Below are 16,400 nucleotides of genomic sequence, written 5' to 3'. Positions count from 1 at the left end.
GTTAGTGGTTGTCGCGCGGCATATGTTTGCGCGCGATGTCTTGGTATTTCGCGGCACCCCTCAGCGTCATGCCTTCACTGAACGGCTGAACCATGTCGCGGAAAATTTCCTGCCATGGGGTCTGGCTGTCTGGCACCTCAATAGAGCCGTTTACCAGTTTTTCGGCGCGGGCTTTCAACTCGGCGTCATCCACCAACATGTTGGCGGTGCACTTAGCCAGATCAATACGCACCCGGTCGCCAGTTTTCACCAGCGCCAGTCCGCCACCGTCTGCTGCCTCGGGGGAGGCATTTAGGATCGAGGGCGAACCAGACGTCCCTGATTGGCGACCGTCGCCCACACAAGGTAACGCGTGGATGCCCTTTTTTAGCAGATAGGCAGGCGGGCGCATGTTCACGACCTCTGCGCCGCCGGGATAACCTTTCGGGCCCGCACCGCGCATGATTAGAATGCAATGCTCGTCAATGTTGAGGCTCTCGTCGTCGATTTTATGGTGAAAATCTTCCGGGCCCTCAAACACAATGGCGCGCCCCTCAAAAGCATTCGGGTCGCTCGGGTTGGACAAGTAGCGGTCGCGGAATTCATCCGAGATCACAGAGGTTTTCATAATGGCGCTGTCGAACAGGTTGCCCTTAAGGTTAATGAAACCGGCATCTTGGAGCATAGGCGCCTCAGAGGAATAGATGACGTCATCATTGCCAGTTAGCACGCCGCTGCAATTCTCGGCCATGGTTTTGCCGTTGGCAGTTATGGCATCAGGGTGAGGCAGCAGACCCGCTTTCAACAGCTCCCCAATGACCGCCGGAACGCCACCCGCCCGATGATAATCTTCGCCCAAATATTTGCCCGCAGGTTGCAAATTAACCAGTAGCGGAACCTTAAGGCCAATGCCTTGCCAATCATCGTTAGTTAGCTTGATGCCTAAGTGTTTTGCGACGCCATTCAAATGGATCGGCGCGTTGGTTGATCCGCCAATAGCCGAGTTGATAACAATAGCGTTTTCAAAGGCTTCGCGTGTCATGATGTCCGCTGGCCGTAGGTCTTCATTGACCATCTCCACGATGCGCTGGCCCGTGTAATAGCTGATCTGCCCCCGCTCACGGTAGGGCGCTGGGATCGCCGCCGCGCCGGGTAATTGCATCCCCAAAGCCTCTGCTAAAGAGTTCATTGTGGTGGCCGTACCCATCGTGTTGCAATAGCCCACGGAAGGCGTGGAAGAGGCCACTAATTCCATAAACCCGTCGTCGTCAATTTCGCCCGCCGCCTGCATCTCTCGGGCCTTCCAAACGATGGTGCCGGAGCCTGTTCGCTCGCCGTTGAACCAGCCATTCAGCATGGGGCCAACGCTTAGGGCAATCGCAGGAATGTTAACGGTGGCCGCCGCCATCAATAGGGCAGGCGTGGTCTTGTCACAGCCAATATTCAACACAACGCCATCAATCGGATAGCCAAACAAGGTCTCCACCAGCGACAGATAAGCAAGATTGCGGTCCAGCATGGCAGTCGGCCGTTTGCCAGTCTCTTGAATCGGATGCACTGGGATTTCGATCACTGTCCCGCCAGCCTCGATAATTCCGTCACGCACGCGCTTGGTCAGCTCAATGTGGTGCCGGTTGCAAGGGCTGAGGTCCGAGCCAGTCTGCGCAATCCCAATAATTGGCTTGCCAGATTGCAACTCTTCGCGGGTCAGCCCGTAGTTCAAATAACGCTCCAAATAAAGCGCCGTCATTTCCTGATTGTCAGGGTTATTGAACCATTGTTGCGACCGCAATTTCAACTTATCAGCCATCATTCAGTTCCTATTAATTGCGCCTGACCTTTGAGAAAGGCTTGTCTTCTTTGTTCTTAAAAATACGGGAATCCGTCGCTTAGCCGGACCACCCGCCGTCGATGACATGGGGCTGTCCGGTCGTGAAGCCACTCTCGTCGCTACCTAAATAAACCACCAAAGCGGCGATCTCTTCCGCGGTGGCAACGCGCCCCATAGGTTGGCGTGAAACGAACTGCTTCATGGCCTCATCGTAGCTGCCTAGCTCTTTACCCAAGGCGGTCACACGATCGTGCCAACTGGGGCTTTCTACGGTGCCGGGGCAGATGCAATTGCAACGAATTCCTTGGCTGATGTACTCGACAGCAACCGATTTTGTCATGCCGATTACAGCGGCCTTTGTGGTGCCATACACAAACCGATTGGGTGCACCAATGATTGATGATGCCGCCGACGACATGTTGATGATTGAGCCGGCTCCACGCTCCAACATTCCGGGTAATGCGGCCTGCATTGTGCGAAACATTGAGCGCACATTCAGGTCAAAAGAAAAGTCCCAATCATCGCCGCTGGTTTCAAGAATAGAGCCTGCGTGAACAAAGCCGGCGCAGTTGAAAAGTATGTCCGGGATTGCACGTCCAATACCCTCGGTAACAGAGGCGTCATCGCGCACGTCCAAGACGAAAGTTTCTATGTTGTCATGGCTAAGATCGGCCATGGCATCGGCATTCACATCGGTTGCGAAAACCATTGCGCCCTCATTGGCCATTGCGATGGCGGTTGCTCGGCCGATGCCCTGAGCCGCTGCTGTTATTAAGGCGCGTTTTCCAGCAAGTCGTTGGTTAGTCACGAAAAATCTCCGTATTTTAGTTTGTGTTTTTTGTCTATCTGTCTTGCCAAGGCGTGGCTTTGCGCCAATGGGTAAGCGCAAAATAATCTGGCGGCAATGCTTTTCACTCCATAATTTCTGTCCTAGTGTTTGCGCAAACAAGGCAATCACTGGTCAGGAGTTACCATGAAAAACCAAAAAGTTGCGCTGCTGGGGACGGGCCTCATGGGGGCTCCGATGGCACGAAATATCGCCAAATCAGGCTTCCCTTTGTCGGTCTGGAATCGCTCTCGAAACAAGGCAGAAGTGTTGGTTGCAGATGGGGCTGTTGTGCACGACACGGCCGCCCAAGCCGTCGTCGATGCAGATGTTGTAATCACCATGCTCTCTGATGGGGCGACGGTCGGAAGTTTCATAAATGATCCGGCTGTGACCAATGCGATGAAGGCCGGAGCGATTTGGGTTGATATGTCCTCGATCAAGCCGGAAGAAGCGCGTGCTCAAGGCGATCATTTGCGCGGTCTTGGTTTTGGCTATCTAGATGCTCCGGTGTCGGGTGGCACGAAGGGGGCAGAGGCGGCAACGCTTGCGATAATGGCGGGCGGCGTGCCAGAAACTTTTGCCCAAGTGGTTCCGGTTTTCGAGGCGATGGGGCGCCCAGTTCATGTCGGCCCGACAGGCTCCGGTCAATTGGCAAAGCTCGCCAACCAAGCGATTGTTGCCGTAACCATCGCGGCGGTGGCCGAGGCGATGTTACTGGTTCAAAAAGGCGGGGCCGATCCCGCGGCAGTGCGTGCGGCGCTGAAAGGCGGCTTCGCGGATAGCATCATTTTGCAACAACACGGCGAGCGCATGACCACCGGTAACTTCGTGCCGGGTGGGCTGTCCAAATTCCAACTTAAGGATCTTGATAACCTGCTGAACGAGAGCGGCCAGTTAGGGCTTGATCTGCCTGTTAGCCAGATGACTCGCGACCGGTTCGAGGATTTCTGCACCAATTTGGATGGGGCGGAAAAGGATCATTCCGGCCTGTATCTGGAGCTTCTTAAACGCAACGGGTTGAGCACATGAGGGCCCTGATCCTCGGCGGTGGCGGCATGGTTGGTCAAAAACTGGCCCGTCATCTGAGCACCCACGGCCTTGATGGAAACCCGGTCGAGATCACACTGCACGACATCGCATTCCCGCCTCAGGCGATTGCCGGAGCGGCGCAAATCACCGGCTCAATCGCCGATCAAGGCGTGGCGGAGCAGCTGGCCAAGACCAAGCCAGACGTGATTTTCCATCTGGCTTCCATCGTCTCGGGCGAGGCTGAGGCTGACTTTGCCAAGGGTTGGAACATCAACATGCATCCGATGTGGGCCTTGCTGGAGGGACTTCGTGCTGAGCAAGAGGCCGATCCGACATATCGCGCTCGGATGGTTTTCACCTCCTCCATCGCGGTATTTGGCGGGCCGTTTCCCGACAAGATATCGGATGATTTCTTATCCGCCCCGCAAACCAGCTACGGCGCGCAAAAGTCGATTTGCGAAATGATGATTGCGGACTTCTCGCGCAAGGGGTTCATTGACGGGATATCCATTCGCCTGCCGACTATTTGCGTGCGCCCCGGCAAGCCGAATGCCGCCGCATCGTCGTTCTTCTCGGGGATCATTCGTGAGCCGCTGAACGGGCAAGAGGCGATTTTGCCGGTGGCGGATTCGACGCGCCATTGGCATGCCAGTCCACGGGCGGCGACCGGGTTCCTGACCCATGCGGCTTTGCTTGATACGGATCGGCTTAACAATCGCCGCGCCGTGAACATGCCCGGTGTGAGCTGCACCGTGGCCGAGCAAATCGAGACATTGCGCGACATGGCGGGCAACGATGTGGTGAAGCTGATCAAGCCGAAACCTGATGCGACTATTGCGAAGATCGTGGAGGGATGGCCGCGTAATTTTGAGCCGACACGCGCGATTGCGTTGGGGTTCAAGGCAGAAACCAGCTTTAGGGATATCATCCAAACCTATCTGGATGATGACCTGCAAAAGTAGGATGTGATCTTAGCTTGCCGTGATGAGGTTGCGCGCCAGATGGCTGTGAATGTGCTGGCGGCATGCAACCTCGTCACGCTGCTGGGCGGCTTTGAGGATGGCGCAATGCTCCGCTATGTTGTCGGGGAAGTAGCCATAATTGGTCTCGCAGGAGACCAATTGTTGGCGGAACTGATCGTAGATGGTTTTGTAGGTCTCGCGCAGCAGGGGCGAACGGCAGGCTGAAATTAGCGTGTCGTGGAATTCCCACTCGGCGCTCGACCACAGGTTCAGCACGGTTTCCACGCTGCCGCTGCGGCGGATCTCACCCTCGATATGGCGAAGCTTGTGATGGGCGGCAGACAGGCGGGCTTCCCACTCGATATCGCCGTGTTTGATCGACAGGCTCGCGCCTTCCTGCTCCAGCATAATACGAAACTGGGTCAGGTCATGCTGGCGACTGGGCGAGGTGCGTCTGGCGCGAAACCCGCGTTGCTCCTCGAACGAGACGAGGCCGGCGGTGGACAGGCGGAACAGTACTTCGCGAATCGTGTTGACCGAACAGCCGTAGATTTGGCGCAAGTCTTCGGATTTGAGCTTCTCGCCATGGCCGAATTGCGCTGTGACGAGTTTTCTGTGAAGATCATCGTAGATGGCGGGGGTGTCCATTTTTATCGTGGGGCAATCCATTTAGGTCTCCTGCCCTGTGGGCGATCAAATTTGGTGTGCGCTCGCGCTGATATGGGCACATTAACTGCTGCGGACCTTTGGTACAGGTGAATTTTGAAATTGTACAGAAATTTCAAAATTAAAGAAAAATAAGTTTTTTTGTTGGCAGTTTCGATTTCCGTTGCTAGGTTTTCCGGACGCTAGGGTGGTTCGGGGCATTTGCTTTGCTGATTCACTTTGCGGCACCGATATAAATCGTCTGGGAGGACATCATGAATTTTCTGAAAACCGCTACGAGCTCTGTAGCCGCTGTGGCTTTGCTTGCCTCGGGTGCGCTGGCTGAGGGCGCAACTACAAAGCTCCGCATCCAAACACACTATGCGCCTGAAACTGTGTCCGGCAAATTGGCTGCGCAATACATTGATGACATTCAAACCATGTCAGGTGGCGGCATCGAAGTGGAAATGTTCTACTCGTCCTCCGTTGTGAAATCAGTTGAGACCTTTGATGCGGCTGCGACTGGCATCATTGACTGCGACATGACCGGCGGTGGCTACCAAACTGGTAAAAACTCGGCGTTCCAATTCGTGGGCGACATCATGGGCGGCTACGACACGCCATACCAACAGCTGAGCTGGTTGTACTACGGCGGTGGCTTGGAAGCCGCAGCCAAACTGTACAACAAGTACGACATGGAGCTGATCGGCTGGTGGATCTACGGTCAAGAATCCTTTGCCTCCAGCAAGCCAATCACAAAAGTAGCTGATTTCAAAAACTGGAAATTCCGTTCGCCTCCAGGCATGGAAACCAAAATCTTTGAAAAACTGGGCGCCAAGCCAATCGTGATGGATTTCACCGAAATCTTTACCGCGCTTGAAACCGGTATCATTGATGGCGCTGACGCGTCTGGTCTGGCCAACAACGTTGGTTTGGGTCTGTATGACATCGTTAAATATGCCAACTACCCTGGCTTCCACTCGATGCCATCTGATCACCTTACTTGTAACAAGGCTGTCTTTGACGCGATGCCAGAAGCGCATCAGCGTATTATGAAAGTCACCATGGAAGCGCTTGCATTGCGCACCGCACTGACATTCGAGAAGAAGAATGCTGAAGCTGCCGCAAAACTGCGTGAGCAAGGTGTTACCTTGTCTCAGTGGGCTCCAGAAGACATGGCTGAGTTCCGCGCTGCTGCGCAATCAGCTTGGGGTGAATTTGCCGATACGCCAGAAGCAGAAGCTTTGGTTGCATCGCACATTGAGTACCTCACTCAATTAGGTCTGGTTAAGTAAGATCAAAAAGGAAGGGCGGCGCATCCGCGTCCGCCCTTCTCATTAGGTCTTACTGGTACAGGCATTGTCCGTAAAATTTTCGATCAGGGACGGCAGGCCAGCGCAGGTGCGCGTGGTCGTTAGGGGAGAACATCGTGAAGCAAAAATATGGCACGCTTGTTGAGTGGCTTGTGCCCTTAGCATTCATTTTATGCGCAGGGTGGGTGATCTGGCATATGCCGGCCTTTATTCTTGATTGGGGCGGGCACCAGGATCAACTCGCAGCGCATTTTGAACGTACCGATGTCGCGCCGGGCATGCCTGTCGTGATGGGAGAGCATATCGACATCATTGATATTTTGGCTTTGATCGGTATTCCGCTCATGGCCATTTGGGGCGTTATGACAGTGCGCCGCGCGCCGATGGAATTTGAGGCTTGGGGCCCGCTGGACCGTCTCTCTATCTTTATTGGTCGCGTGACCATGCTGCTGGTTGTCCTTCTGACCAGCGTTATGCTTTACGAAGTTTTCGTGCGCTATTTGCTCAATGCTGGGACGCTTTGGGCAAATGAGCTGTCACTTTGGTTGGCCAGTTTCGTTTTCCTATGCGCCGGGCTTTATGCCATGCAGCAACGCAGCCATATTCGTATCTACTTAATCTATGACTTGTTCCCGCGGCCCTTGCAGCGGGCTTGCGATATCCTTTCGACCTTTTTGATTGCGCTGTTTGCCTTCTTCTTGGTCTACGGCGGCTACGGCGAGGCGTTCAAAAAGTTCGGGCGTTGGGAGTTGTTCGGCTCGGCCTTTAACCCACCTATTCCGGCCACGGTCAAACCTATGGTGTTGATCGTTGTGTCGCTGGTGGCGGTGCAGGCTGTGATCAATTTGTTCTCGGACTGGAATGCCGAGCCCGTTTTGCATTCCGCCGCTGATGACATTGATGAAGACGAAATTGAGCGGCTGAAAAAAGCTGTGGGGACAGAGTAATGGATATTGGAACAATTTCACTGGTGTTGATGCTGGGCTTGATTGTCTTGCTCGCCATCGGGATGCCGCTTGGCTTTGCGTCGGCCATCTTGGCAGTTTTAGTGCTGGTTATGAAGTTCGAGCCCGGCTTGCTGGCCAACCCCATGGCCTTTGGCGACGGGATATTGACGGGGCGACCGGGATCGGGGCCGCTCAATATCTTAGCGCAAAAGATATACGGGCTCTTAACGGACTATGTTCTTATATCTATCCCGTTGTTTATCTTCATGGCCGCTTTGCTTGAACGCTCCGGCATTGCCAAAGATATGTATTCCTCGCTGAACGTCTGGCTGAACCGCACCCGTGGTGGCATTGCTATCGTGACGTCCATCATGGCTGTGGTCATGGCCGCGATGTCTGGCATCATTGGCGGCGAAGTTGTTTTGCTAGGCTTAATTGCATTGCCACAAATGTTGAGGCTTGGGTATAATCAGAACTTAGCGATCGGCACGATCTGTGCGTCTGGCTGCCTTGGCACGATGATCCCGCCCTCTATTGTGCTCATCATCTATGGCCTAATCACCGAGACCTCGATCAAAGCGCTATTCACCGCGTCTTTCTTGCCGGGTTTCATGTTGGCATCGTTCATTATTATCTACATCATCGTGCGCACACGCCTGCGCCCAGAAGATGCGCCATTGCCTGAACCTGTCGAGGGCGAACCACGCGGTCTTGAGAAGTCATTGCTCTTCTTTGCATTCCTAGCACGCCTCGTCATGGGCTTTTGCGGCTTCTTTTTCGTGCGGGTTTTGTTCTTTGAATTCACGGGACAAAATGCGGCGAGCACCGGCGATCCTATTCGTTTTGGCACGCTAGACTACCTGCCTTGGTTCGGCGGCATGATTGCGGTGGCCTTGTTGCTTACCATATTTGTGTTCGGCAAAGAGCGCTCCAAAACCGGCTGGGATATGGGCAAAGGGCTTGTGCCACCGATTATCATTATCGGCGTGGTGCTTGGCTCTATCTATATGGGGATCACCGGGATTACCGAGGCGGCTGCCATGGGCGCTGCTGCGGTTCTGGTCATGGCGATCTTACGTGGCGAAGCCTCGTTTGATCTGGTTTGGGATTCGCTGATGCGGACGCTGAAATCTACCGGCACCATTATCTGGGTGACGATTGGGGCGGCGGCGCTTGCAGGGGCCTATACGATTGCAGGCGGTCCGGTCTTCGTGGCTGATATGGTTGTTGGCTCTGACTTGCCGACCATGGGGATCATCTTGCTGATGATGCTGATCTTATTGTTCATGGGCGCGTTCATGGATTGGGTTGGCATTGTGTTGCTGATTATTCCAGTGTTCTTGCCAATTGTGCAGCGCCTCCCGATTGAAGAAATCGGCATGTTCGGTGACCTGAACCCACGTCACATTGCGATTTGGTTTGGCGTTGTGTTCTGTATGAACATGCAGGTTAGCTTCTTGTCGCCTCCCTTTGGCCCAGCGGCGTTCTACCTGAAATCAGTAGCACCGGCGCATATCTCGCTGACGGATATCTTCAAAGGCTTCTTGCCGTTCATCGTGCTGCAACTCTGCGCATTGTCGGTGCTTTTGATTTATCCGCCAATCGTGTCGCTCTTACTTCCATAGGGGATGAAAATGCTAAGCGATGACCAGATTTCTGCCTTTAACCGAGATGGGTATCTGGTCGTCCCAGACGTCATCCCGCAAGATGTATTGAACCGTGTGAGGGCGGAGTACGCGACGCTTCTCGACACCCTATATGCCGGTTGGGACCTGCCCGAGGTGCAGGGGTTTGAACAAAAGCTGATCACCGCCTATCGGGCTGGGCGTGACTGGTTTCAACCGATGGATATTTCACTTCCGGGCGAGCGTATAGCGCCCGACACCCCCATGCACCTTGGCCCAGAAGTGTTTGATATGGCGACCCATCCGCGCTTGCTAGATATGGTCGAGGATTTGATCGGGCCAGAGATCACCTCCAACCCGATCCAACATGTGCGCATCAAGCCGCCTGCCACAGACCTGCGCGACGGCGAGGTCCGCGCGCATATCGCCTCGACGGATTGGCACCAAGACCGCGCGGTGGCCTTGGAGGAGGCGGATGAGACTGAAATGATCACCGTCTGGCTTGCCGTGACGGATGCGACGCTTGAAAACGGATGCCTCAAAGTGCAGCCCTTTTCCGGCCCGCAAGATATATTGCCCCATTGCCCCAAGCTGCAAACCGCCATTGCAGACGAGTTCATTAATGAAGAGGGCGCGGTGCCATTGCCTGTGCCCTCTGGCGGGGTGGTGATTTTCCATCCGCTGGTGCCCCATGCATCGCGGCCCAACCTGTCGCAAAATATCCGCTGGTCGTTTGATTTGCGGTTTAACAAAACGGGCCAGCCCACAGGGCGCGGTCATTTTCCCGACTTTGTGGCACGCTCGCGCGCGAACCCTGAGACAGAATTGCATGACTGGAAAGCGTGGCGTAAATTGTGGGAAGACGCGCGCGCGCGCCTCTCCTCAGAGCCCCATATAGATATTCACCGCTGGACCTCCGACGCGCCGTATTGCGCTTGAAAGAAGACTTATGAAAGACACCATACGACTTGATCCGGACGACAATGTCGTCACCGCAACCCGTGCCTTGGAGGCTGGGAAATCTGTGGAGAATACAGCTACGACGGGCCTGATCCCCTCGGGGCATAAGATCGCCACACGCGCTATTGCGCAAGGTGAGCAGATTAGAAAATACGCGCAGTTTATTGGCCTTGCATCGCAAGATATCGCGGCTGGCGACCATGTACACACCCATAATTGTGCGTTCCAAAACACCAGTGTCGCCTATGAGTTCGGCACTGATATGCGTCCTGTTACACCGGCGCAGGGCGACACGTTTATGGGCTATCGTCGCGACAACGGCATGGTCGGCACGCGCAACTATATTGCCATTGTAACTTCGGTGAATTGCTCGGCTACTGCGGCGCGGCGTATTGCCGATTATTTCACCCCCGAGCGCTTGAAAGACTACCCCAATGTGGATGGCGTTTGCGCCTTTGTTCACGGCACGGGATGCGGCATGGCCGGGGATGGCGACGGGTTCGAGGCATTGCAACGCGTCATGTGGGGCTATGCCAAACACCCCAACCATGCGGGCGTGTTGATGGTCGGGTTGGGCTGCGAGATGAACCAGATTGATTGGCTGCTGGAGGCCTACGGATTAAAGGCCTCGCCTACCTTTCAAGTGATGAATATCCAAGGCGTTGCGGGCCTGCAAAAGACCATTGATCTGGGGATCAAAAAAATCGAGGCGATGCTGCCGATTGCCAATCAGGCAACGCGTAGCGAATGCCCTGTGTCCGAGTTGAAAGTGGCCTTGCAATGTGGCGGCTCTGATGCGTGGTCCGGTGTGACGGCCAATCCGGCGCTGGGCTATGCGTGCGATTTGCTGGCGGCGCAGGGTGGCACGGGGGTGTTGGCTGAAACGCCGGAAATCTACGGCGCGGAGCATCTGCTCACAAGGCGCGCGGCGTCTCGCGATGTGGGCGAGCGGCTGGTTGGGCTGATCGAGTGGTGGAAGGATTATACCGAGCGCAACAAGGGCTCGATGGATAACAACCCGTCGCCGGGCAATAAAAAGGGTGGGCTGACGACCATTTTGGAGAAATCTCTGGGGGCGGCAGCCAAAGGCGGCACCTCGCCGCTGATGGGGGTCTATAAATATGCGGAACCTGTGACGGCCAAAGGCTTCACCTTCATGGACAGCCCCGGCTATGATCCGGCATCCGTGACGGGGCAAATTGCAGGGGGCTGTCAGGTGGTGGTGTTTACCACGGGGCGCGGCTCGGCGTTTGGATCCAAGCCTGCACCAACGATCAAAGTCGCGACTAACACCGAGATGTTCACGCGCATGACGGGTGACATGGACGTGAATGCTGGCGACATGCTGAGCGGTGGGGTGACGCTGGAGGAAAAGGGGCGCGAGATTTACGAGCAAATTTTGCGGGTGGCCTCGGGGGAGGTCTCAAAGTCTGAGGCACAGGGTTTGGGCGATTATGAGTTTGTGCCGTGGCAAATAGGGGCGGTGATGTGAAGCTGCTGATTGCTGGCATTGGCTTGATTGGCGCGCGGCATTTGCAGCACGCTTTGGCGATGCCAGAGATCGAAGTTGTCGGGGTTATCGACCCAAGCCGGCAGCAAAACCATGTGCCGCATTTTGCCAGTATAGATGCTGTTGATGTCGATGCTGATGCGATTGTGATTGCCACTCCGTCCCAGCTACACGCTGATCACGCCGAGGCCGCTGCCGCGCGCGGTTGGCACATGTTGATTGAGAAGCCCGTGGCCCATTCTCTGGAGGCGGCGGACAGGATCATCGCGGCTGCAAAACAGGCGCAGGTTCAGACCCTTGTCGGGCACCACAGACGCCACCATGCAGGGGTGGCGCGCCTTAAGGAGATGCTGGATGAAAAGGTGGTTGGTGTGCCCGTTTTGGCCTCTATAATTTGGGCGCTGAAGAAACCAGACCCTTATTTTTCAGTGCCTTGGCGGGCGGGGGTGAATGGGTCTCCGGTGGCGTTAAACTTGGTCCATGAGGTTGATCTTCTGCGCTATTTATTTGGTGACGTCATGTCTGTGGCAGGTGTCGGCTCAAATGCGCAGCGCGGCGCGGCGCGGGTTGAAAGTGGCGTGGCAGTGTTGGGATTTGAGGGTGGGGTGAGCGCAAGCATCGCCTTCTCTGACACCTGCGCCAGCCCTTACGGATTTGAAGCGGCCACTGGCGAGAACCCCAACATAGCGACGACTGGTGAAGATTATTTACGTATTTGTGGGACCAAAGGCGCGGTATCGTTCCCCTCACTGACGGTTTGGTCGGGGGCTGAGGATTGGTCGCAGACACCTGCGTGTCGGCAGGAAAATTATGAGGGAAATGTGCCACTTGTCGCGCAGATTCTCCACTTTAAGCAAGTTTGTGAAGGCCATATTCTTCCGGTGATAGATGCCGTGGAAGGACGTAAAACACTCGACACGACTTTGGCGATTGAGGCGGCTGTTGCCCCAATGGGGAGGGCCGCATGACTGTGTTGAAAACGGGGCTTATTGGCGAGCATATTTCCCGCACAAGATTGCCAGCAGCGTTGCAGATTTTGTGTGATGCGCATGGGATGAAGCTGGAGTTCGAATTGATTGATACAGCGAAAATTACGGGTTTCGACTTTGAGAAATCTGTTGATGAAAAACGTATGCAAGGGTGGGATGGGGTCGCAGTAACCCACCCGTTCAAGACCCGAGCGGCAGGATATGCTGGGGCGAGAATGTCTGCCGATGTGTCACATCTTGGGGCTTCAAACTTACTGGTGTTTCGCGACCCTTTGGTTGGGCTCAACACTGATTACACGGGCTTTTTAGCGGCTTTTGCGCAGATATCGGATCGGGGTCCTGTGGCGATGGTGGGGGCGGGGGGTGTTGCACGCTCCATTGCCGCTGCATTGCTGCGGGAAGGGGTGTCGGATCTGGCCATTTATGACATGGATGGAGCACGGGCGGCTGACCTCGCCTGCGGCCTCGGCCCACCCGCCCGCGCCATCCCTGAAGAAGATTTGCGCGAGGCTGTTCGTGCTGCTTCGGGCGTTGTGAATGCAACGCCTTTGGGGATGGTTGAGTATCCCGGATCGGCATTCAACAGGGATGATTTAGGGGCGCAGGTCTGGGCTTTTGATGCCGTCTATACCCCTACCAACACGAGGTTTTTGCAAGATGCGGCGGCCGCGGGTCTACAGTGTTTGACGGGGTTTGACCTTTTCCGGCACATGGCTATTCGCAGTTTTGCGGGCTTCACAGGGATATCGCTAGACGCCAAAGAATTCCTGCCAAGACTTGAGGGGGTGCGGCCATGATGTCGGGCTCTTTGAATGTCGGAAAAATTGCTGTCATTGGTCGTGGGCTTTGGGGATCTGCTGCGGCGCGTCATCTGGCGATGGCTGGCTATGACGTCACGCTTGTCGGGCCGCCGGAGCCTGAGGACAAGCGGGCCCACTCGGGCGTTTTTGGGTCGCATTATGATGAGGGCCGGATTACCCGCAAGAACGCTTTGGACCCGTTTTGGGTCGAGGTTTCAGTCGCAGCAATTGAGCGATATGCGCAGATCGAAGCGCAAAGCGGCATTCGGTTCTATACCGAGTGTGGTGCCCTCATGGCGGGCGGGCAGTCCTTTATGGACCGCATCGAGGTTGGGCGCGCTAAATACCATGTGCCGTGTGAGGTGATGGATCATGCCACCTTGGCCAATCGCTTTGCGTTCTTTACCTTTCCGCAGCATTTTTCTGGCGCCCACGAGCCACATCAGGCGGGGCATATTAGCCCGCGGAAACTGGTCGCGGCGCAGGTAAATGCTGCGCAGCATTTTGGCGCATCTATACTCGCGGCCACCGTCACGGGGCTGGATGAGCAACCGGGTCATATCGACGTGCACACGGATCAAGGGGTGCATCGGTTCGAGCAGGTCCTTGTTGCGGCGGGTTATAATAGCGATGCGGTCTTGGGGCGTGCTTCGCAGCTTGATGTCTTCGCAAGGACGGTGGCGTTTTTCGAAGTCTCAGAGCAGGAGGCCCACCGCCTTCAAACGATGCCGACGCTAGTTTATGACATGCCGGAGGATCCATATCTGTTGCCTCCGATCCGGTATCCGGACGGGAAGTTTTACGTAAAACTGGGGGGCGATCCTACCGATGTTCCGCTTGTCGGGGAAGGGGATGTCGGCGACTGGTTCCGGTCAGGTGGAAACGCTCAAGTGCGCGACCATCTGCACGCAATGATCATGGAGCTGATGCCGGATCTCGATGTATGCTCTGTCACTATGGATGCCTGTGTGACCTCATGGACCAAAGACCGGCGCCCCGAAATTTCCAGCCAGTCTGAGCGCATAACCATCTGTGCGGGTGGGAATGGGGCAGGGGCTAAATGCAGCGATGAAATTGGCCGCCTTGGAGCGGCATTATTACTTGAAAAATCAGGAGAAGAGCTATGAGTAAGATTGGATTTATTGGCCTAGGGTTAATGGGCGGCGCAATGGTGGGCCGGTTGCAAGATAAGGGCCATGAGTTGGTCGTGCTGGGCAACACTGACCGCACGTATCTGGATGCGGCCATCGCGCGCGGCGCCCGCGAAGCCGTGAGCGCCCGCGAAATAGCTGAAAGCAGTGACATAATCATGCTGTGCATGGGGACATCGGATCAGGTGGAGAGCCGGATGCGCGGCGCTGATGGCGTTATTGCAGGGTTGAAGGCAGGGAGCGTTGTGGTTGACTTCGGCACCTCTTTGCCAGCGTCGACCAAGGCGCTTGGGGCCGAGGTCGCCGCCGCTGGTGGGACTTATCTGGATGCGCCTCTGGGCCGCACGCCGTCCCATGCCAAAGATGGGCTGCTGAATATTATGTGCTCGGGTGATAAAGCCACATTTGATGCGGTGAACCCTGTGCTGGATGATCTGGGCGAGAACGTCTTCCACCTTGGGGCGCTTGGGTCTGGTCACACCATCAAACTGATCAACAACTTCTTTGCCATGACTACGGCGAACGCGATGGCCGAGGCTTTTGCCATGGCCGATGTGCAAGGCGTGGAGCGCCAAGCCCTATATGACGTGATGAGTGCGGGGCCGCTGCATTCCGGCATGATGGATTTCGTCAAGGCCTACGGTGTGGACGGTGACCCGAACATGCTGGCCTTTGCCATCAAGAATGCGGCCAAAGACGTGGGCTACTATGCCAAAATGGCGGGGGATGCCGGAGTGGAATCCATCATGTCGAAAGGCACGTTAAACGCGTTGGAAGCTGCACGAGACGACGGCCGTGGTGAGGATATGGTCGGCCAGATTGTGGACTTCTACGCCGCAAAACTGAAGCCATAAGACATGAGCCGCGTCGCCATACCTGCGTTAGAAGACCGAGCAAGCCTTGGCATTGCAATGATATTGGCGGCGTGGCTGTTCTTTTCCTTCATCGACACCTCGGTGAAGTGGTTGGTACTTGCAGGGTTGCCTGCGCTGCAACTGGCATTCATGCGCTACATTGGCCATTTTGCCATCTCGACTTGGCTGATCGCGCGCGGCGGTTTGGACCGGGAACGCTTCAAATCGGATCGTTTTGGGTTGGTCCTTTTTCGCGCCTACCTTCTTACCTCATCAACGGTCCTTAATTTCGTGGCCTTGCTTTATCTGCCGCTCACACTCACGGCCTCGATCATGTTTACGTCTCCGATTTTGGTATGCCTTTTAGGTTGGCCATTGCTTGGCGAGCGTGCCGGCCCATGGCGTATCTTCGGCATCTTCCTTGGCTTCATTGGGGTGCTGGTTGTGATGCGCCCCTTTGGCACGGATTTCCACTGGGCGATGCTGCTGACCGCGCATAATGCCGTGGCAATGGCGCTCTATTCTATCGTGACGCGCAAGCTGTCCGGGGTGGTCTCGGCCGAGATCATGCAGTTCTATGCCGGGGCCTTTGGCAGCGTCGTCTTGCTGCCCTTCGCGGTTTATTTCTGGACCAATCCAGCCTCAGCACTGGATTGGCTACTGCTGGTAGCGTTGGGCTTTTTTGGCTGGGCAGGGCATGAGCTTTTAACCCGCGCGCACCGCTTCGCGACGGCCAATACCTTGATGCCGTACTCCTACGCATTCCTTATCTACCTAACAATTTCCAGCTACGTGATCTGGGGCCATGTGCCTGACGCAGCCACCCTGTCAGGGGCGGCTATAATTATCGGATCGGGCATGCTGATTTGGATGCGTACGCGGATGCAAAGCCTCTCATGAGTGGTCGTGTTGCGGATTGCAGGCTTCGCGACATTGACGCTTCGGCTTGATTGGCCCACCGTATTCCCGACAAGGG

15 protein-coding genes are annotated in these 16,400 nt (G+C 55.6%); 12 read left to right on the top strand and 3 right to left on the bottom strand.

Features of this window, described 5'->3' with window-relative positions; translation table 11 throughout:
- Position 1 precedes the first annotated feature (1 nt).
- A complete protein-coding gene (locus tag AC3Y7R_RS06320; RefSeq protein WP_490041177.1) occupies positions 2-1,789 on the bottom strand; it encodes an IlvD/Edd family dehydratase in 1,788 nt (595 codons plus the stop codon).
- Positions 1,790-1,868: 79 nt separating this feature from the next.
- Entirely contained in the window at positions 1,869-2,618 is a 750-nt protein-coding gene (locus AC3Y7R_RS06315; RefSeq protein WP_490041176.1) for an SDR family oxidoreductase, read from the bottom strand.
- A 129-nt stretch (positions 2,619-2,747) separates the two neighbouring features.
- Here AC3Y7R_RS06315 and AC3Y7R_RS06310 point away from each other — a divergent pair, with 129 nt between their 5' ends.
- Positions 2,748-3,668: an NAD(P)-dependent oxidoreductase gene (locus tag AC3Y7R_RS06310; protein ID WP_490041175.1), complete on the top strand. Its 921-nt coding sequence runs from the start codon at positions 2,748-2,750 to the stop codon at positions 3,666-3,668.
- Positions 3,665-4,630 carry a D-erythronate dehydrogenase gene (gene denD / locus AC3Y7R_RS06305; RefSeq protein WP_490041174.1) on the top strand — a complete coding sequence of 322 codons (966 nt, stop codon included), beginning with the start codon at positions 3,665-3,667 and terminating at the stop codon, positions 4,628-4,630. Before AC3Y7R_RS06310 ends, denD begins: the two co-directional genes overlap by 4 nt.
- A gap of 9 nt (positions 4,631-4,639) precedes the next feature.
- On the opposite strand, the gene AC3Y7R_RS06300 is transcribed toward denD, so the two are convergent.
- Complete coding sequence (locus AC3Y7R_RS06300; RefSeq protein WP_490041173.1) at positions 4,640-5,299, bottom strand: GntR family transcriptional regulator; 660 nt, start codon at positions 5,297-5,299, stop codon at positions 4,640-4,642.
- Between the two features lie 251 nt (positions 5,300-5,550).
- On the opposite strand from AC3Y7R_RS06300, the gene AC3Y7R_RS06295 reads away from it, so the two are divergent.
- The 10 genes from AC3Y7R_RS06295 (at position 5,551) to AC3Y7R_RS06250 (ending at position 16,324) form a co-directional block, all read left to right on the top strand.
- A complete protein-coding gene (locus AC3Y7R_RS06295) occupies positions 5,551-6,570 on the top strand; it encodes a TRAP transporter substrate-binding protein (protein WP_490041172.1) in 1,020 nt (339 codons plus the stop codon).
- 134 nt (positions 6,571-6,704) lie between these two features.
- Positions 6,705-7,535: a TRAP transporter small permease subunit gene (locus tag AC3Y7R_RS06290; protein WP_490041171.1), complete on the top strand. Its 831-nt coding sequence runs from the start codon at positions 6,705-6,707 to the stop codon at positions 7,533-7,535.
- A complete protein-coding gene (locus AC3Y7R_RS06285; RefSeq protein WP_490041170.1) occupies positions 7,535-9,160 on the top strand; it encodes a TRAP transporter large permease in 1,626 nt (541 codons plus the stop codon). Before AC3Y7R_RS06290 ends, AC3Y7R_RS06285 begins: the two co-directional genes overlap by 1 nt.
- A gap of 9 nt (positions 9,161-9,169) precedes the next feature.
- A complete protein-coding gene (locus AC3Y7R_RS06280; RefSeq protein WP_490041169.1) occupies positions 9,170-10,099 on the top strand; it encodes a phytanoyl-CoA dioxygenase family protein in 930 nt (309 codons plus the stop codon).
- A 10-nt stretch (positions 10,100-10,109) separates the two neighbouring features.
- Positions 10,110-11,612: a UxaA family hydrolase gene (locus AC3Y7R_RS06275; protein ID WP_490041168.1), complete on the top strand. Its 1,503-nt coding sequence runs from the start codon at positions 10,110-10,112 to the stop codon at positions 11,610-11,612.
- Positions 11,609-12,598, top strand: coding sequence for a Gfo/Idh/MocA family protein (locus AC3Y7R_RS06270; RefSeq protein ID WP_490041167.1), 990 nt, complete (start codon positions 11,609-11,611; stop codon positions 12,596-12,598). Before AC3Y7R_RS06275 ends, AC3Y7R_RS06270 begins: the two co-directional genes overlap by 4 nt.
- Complete coding sequence (locus tag AC3Y7R_RS06265) at positions 12,595-13,416, top strand: shikimate dehydrogenase family protein (protein ID WP_490041166.1); 822 nt, start codon at positions 12,595-12,597, stop codon at positions 13,414-13,416. Before AC3Y7R_RS06270 ends, AC3Y7R_RS06265 begins: the two co-directional genes overlap by 4 nt.
- Positions 13,413-14,546, top strand: coding sequence for an NAD(P)/FAD-dependent oxidoreductase (locus tag AC3Y7R_RS06260; protein ID WP_490041165.1), 1,134 nt, complete (start codon positions 13,413-13,415; stop codon positions 14,544-14,546). The genes AC3Y7R_RS06265 and AC3Y7R_RS06260 overlap by 4 nt, the downstream gene beginning before the upstream one ends.
- Positions 14,543-15,424: an NAD(P)-dependent oxidoreductase gene (locus tag AC3Y7R_RS06255; protein ID WP_490041164.1), complete on the top strand. Its 882-nt coding sequence runs from the start codon at positions 14,543-14,545 to the stop codon at positions 15,422-15,424. Before AC3Y7R_RS06260 ends, AC3Y7R_RS06255 begins: the two co-directional genes overlap by 4 nt.
- 3 nt (positions 15,425-15,427) lie before the next feature.
- Entirely contained in the window at positions 15,428-16,324 is an 897-nt protein-coding gene (locus AC3Y7R_RS06250) for a DMT family transporter (protein WP_490041163.1), read from the top strand.
- Positions 16,325-16,400: the final 76 nt, after the last annotated feature.

The sequence above is a fragment of the Litoreibacter sp. genome (assembly GCF_058136045.1).
This window is presented reverse-complemented; position numbering and strand designations above follow the sequence as displayed.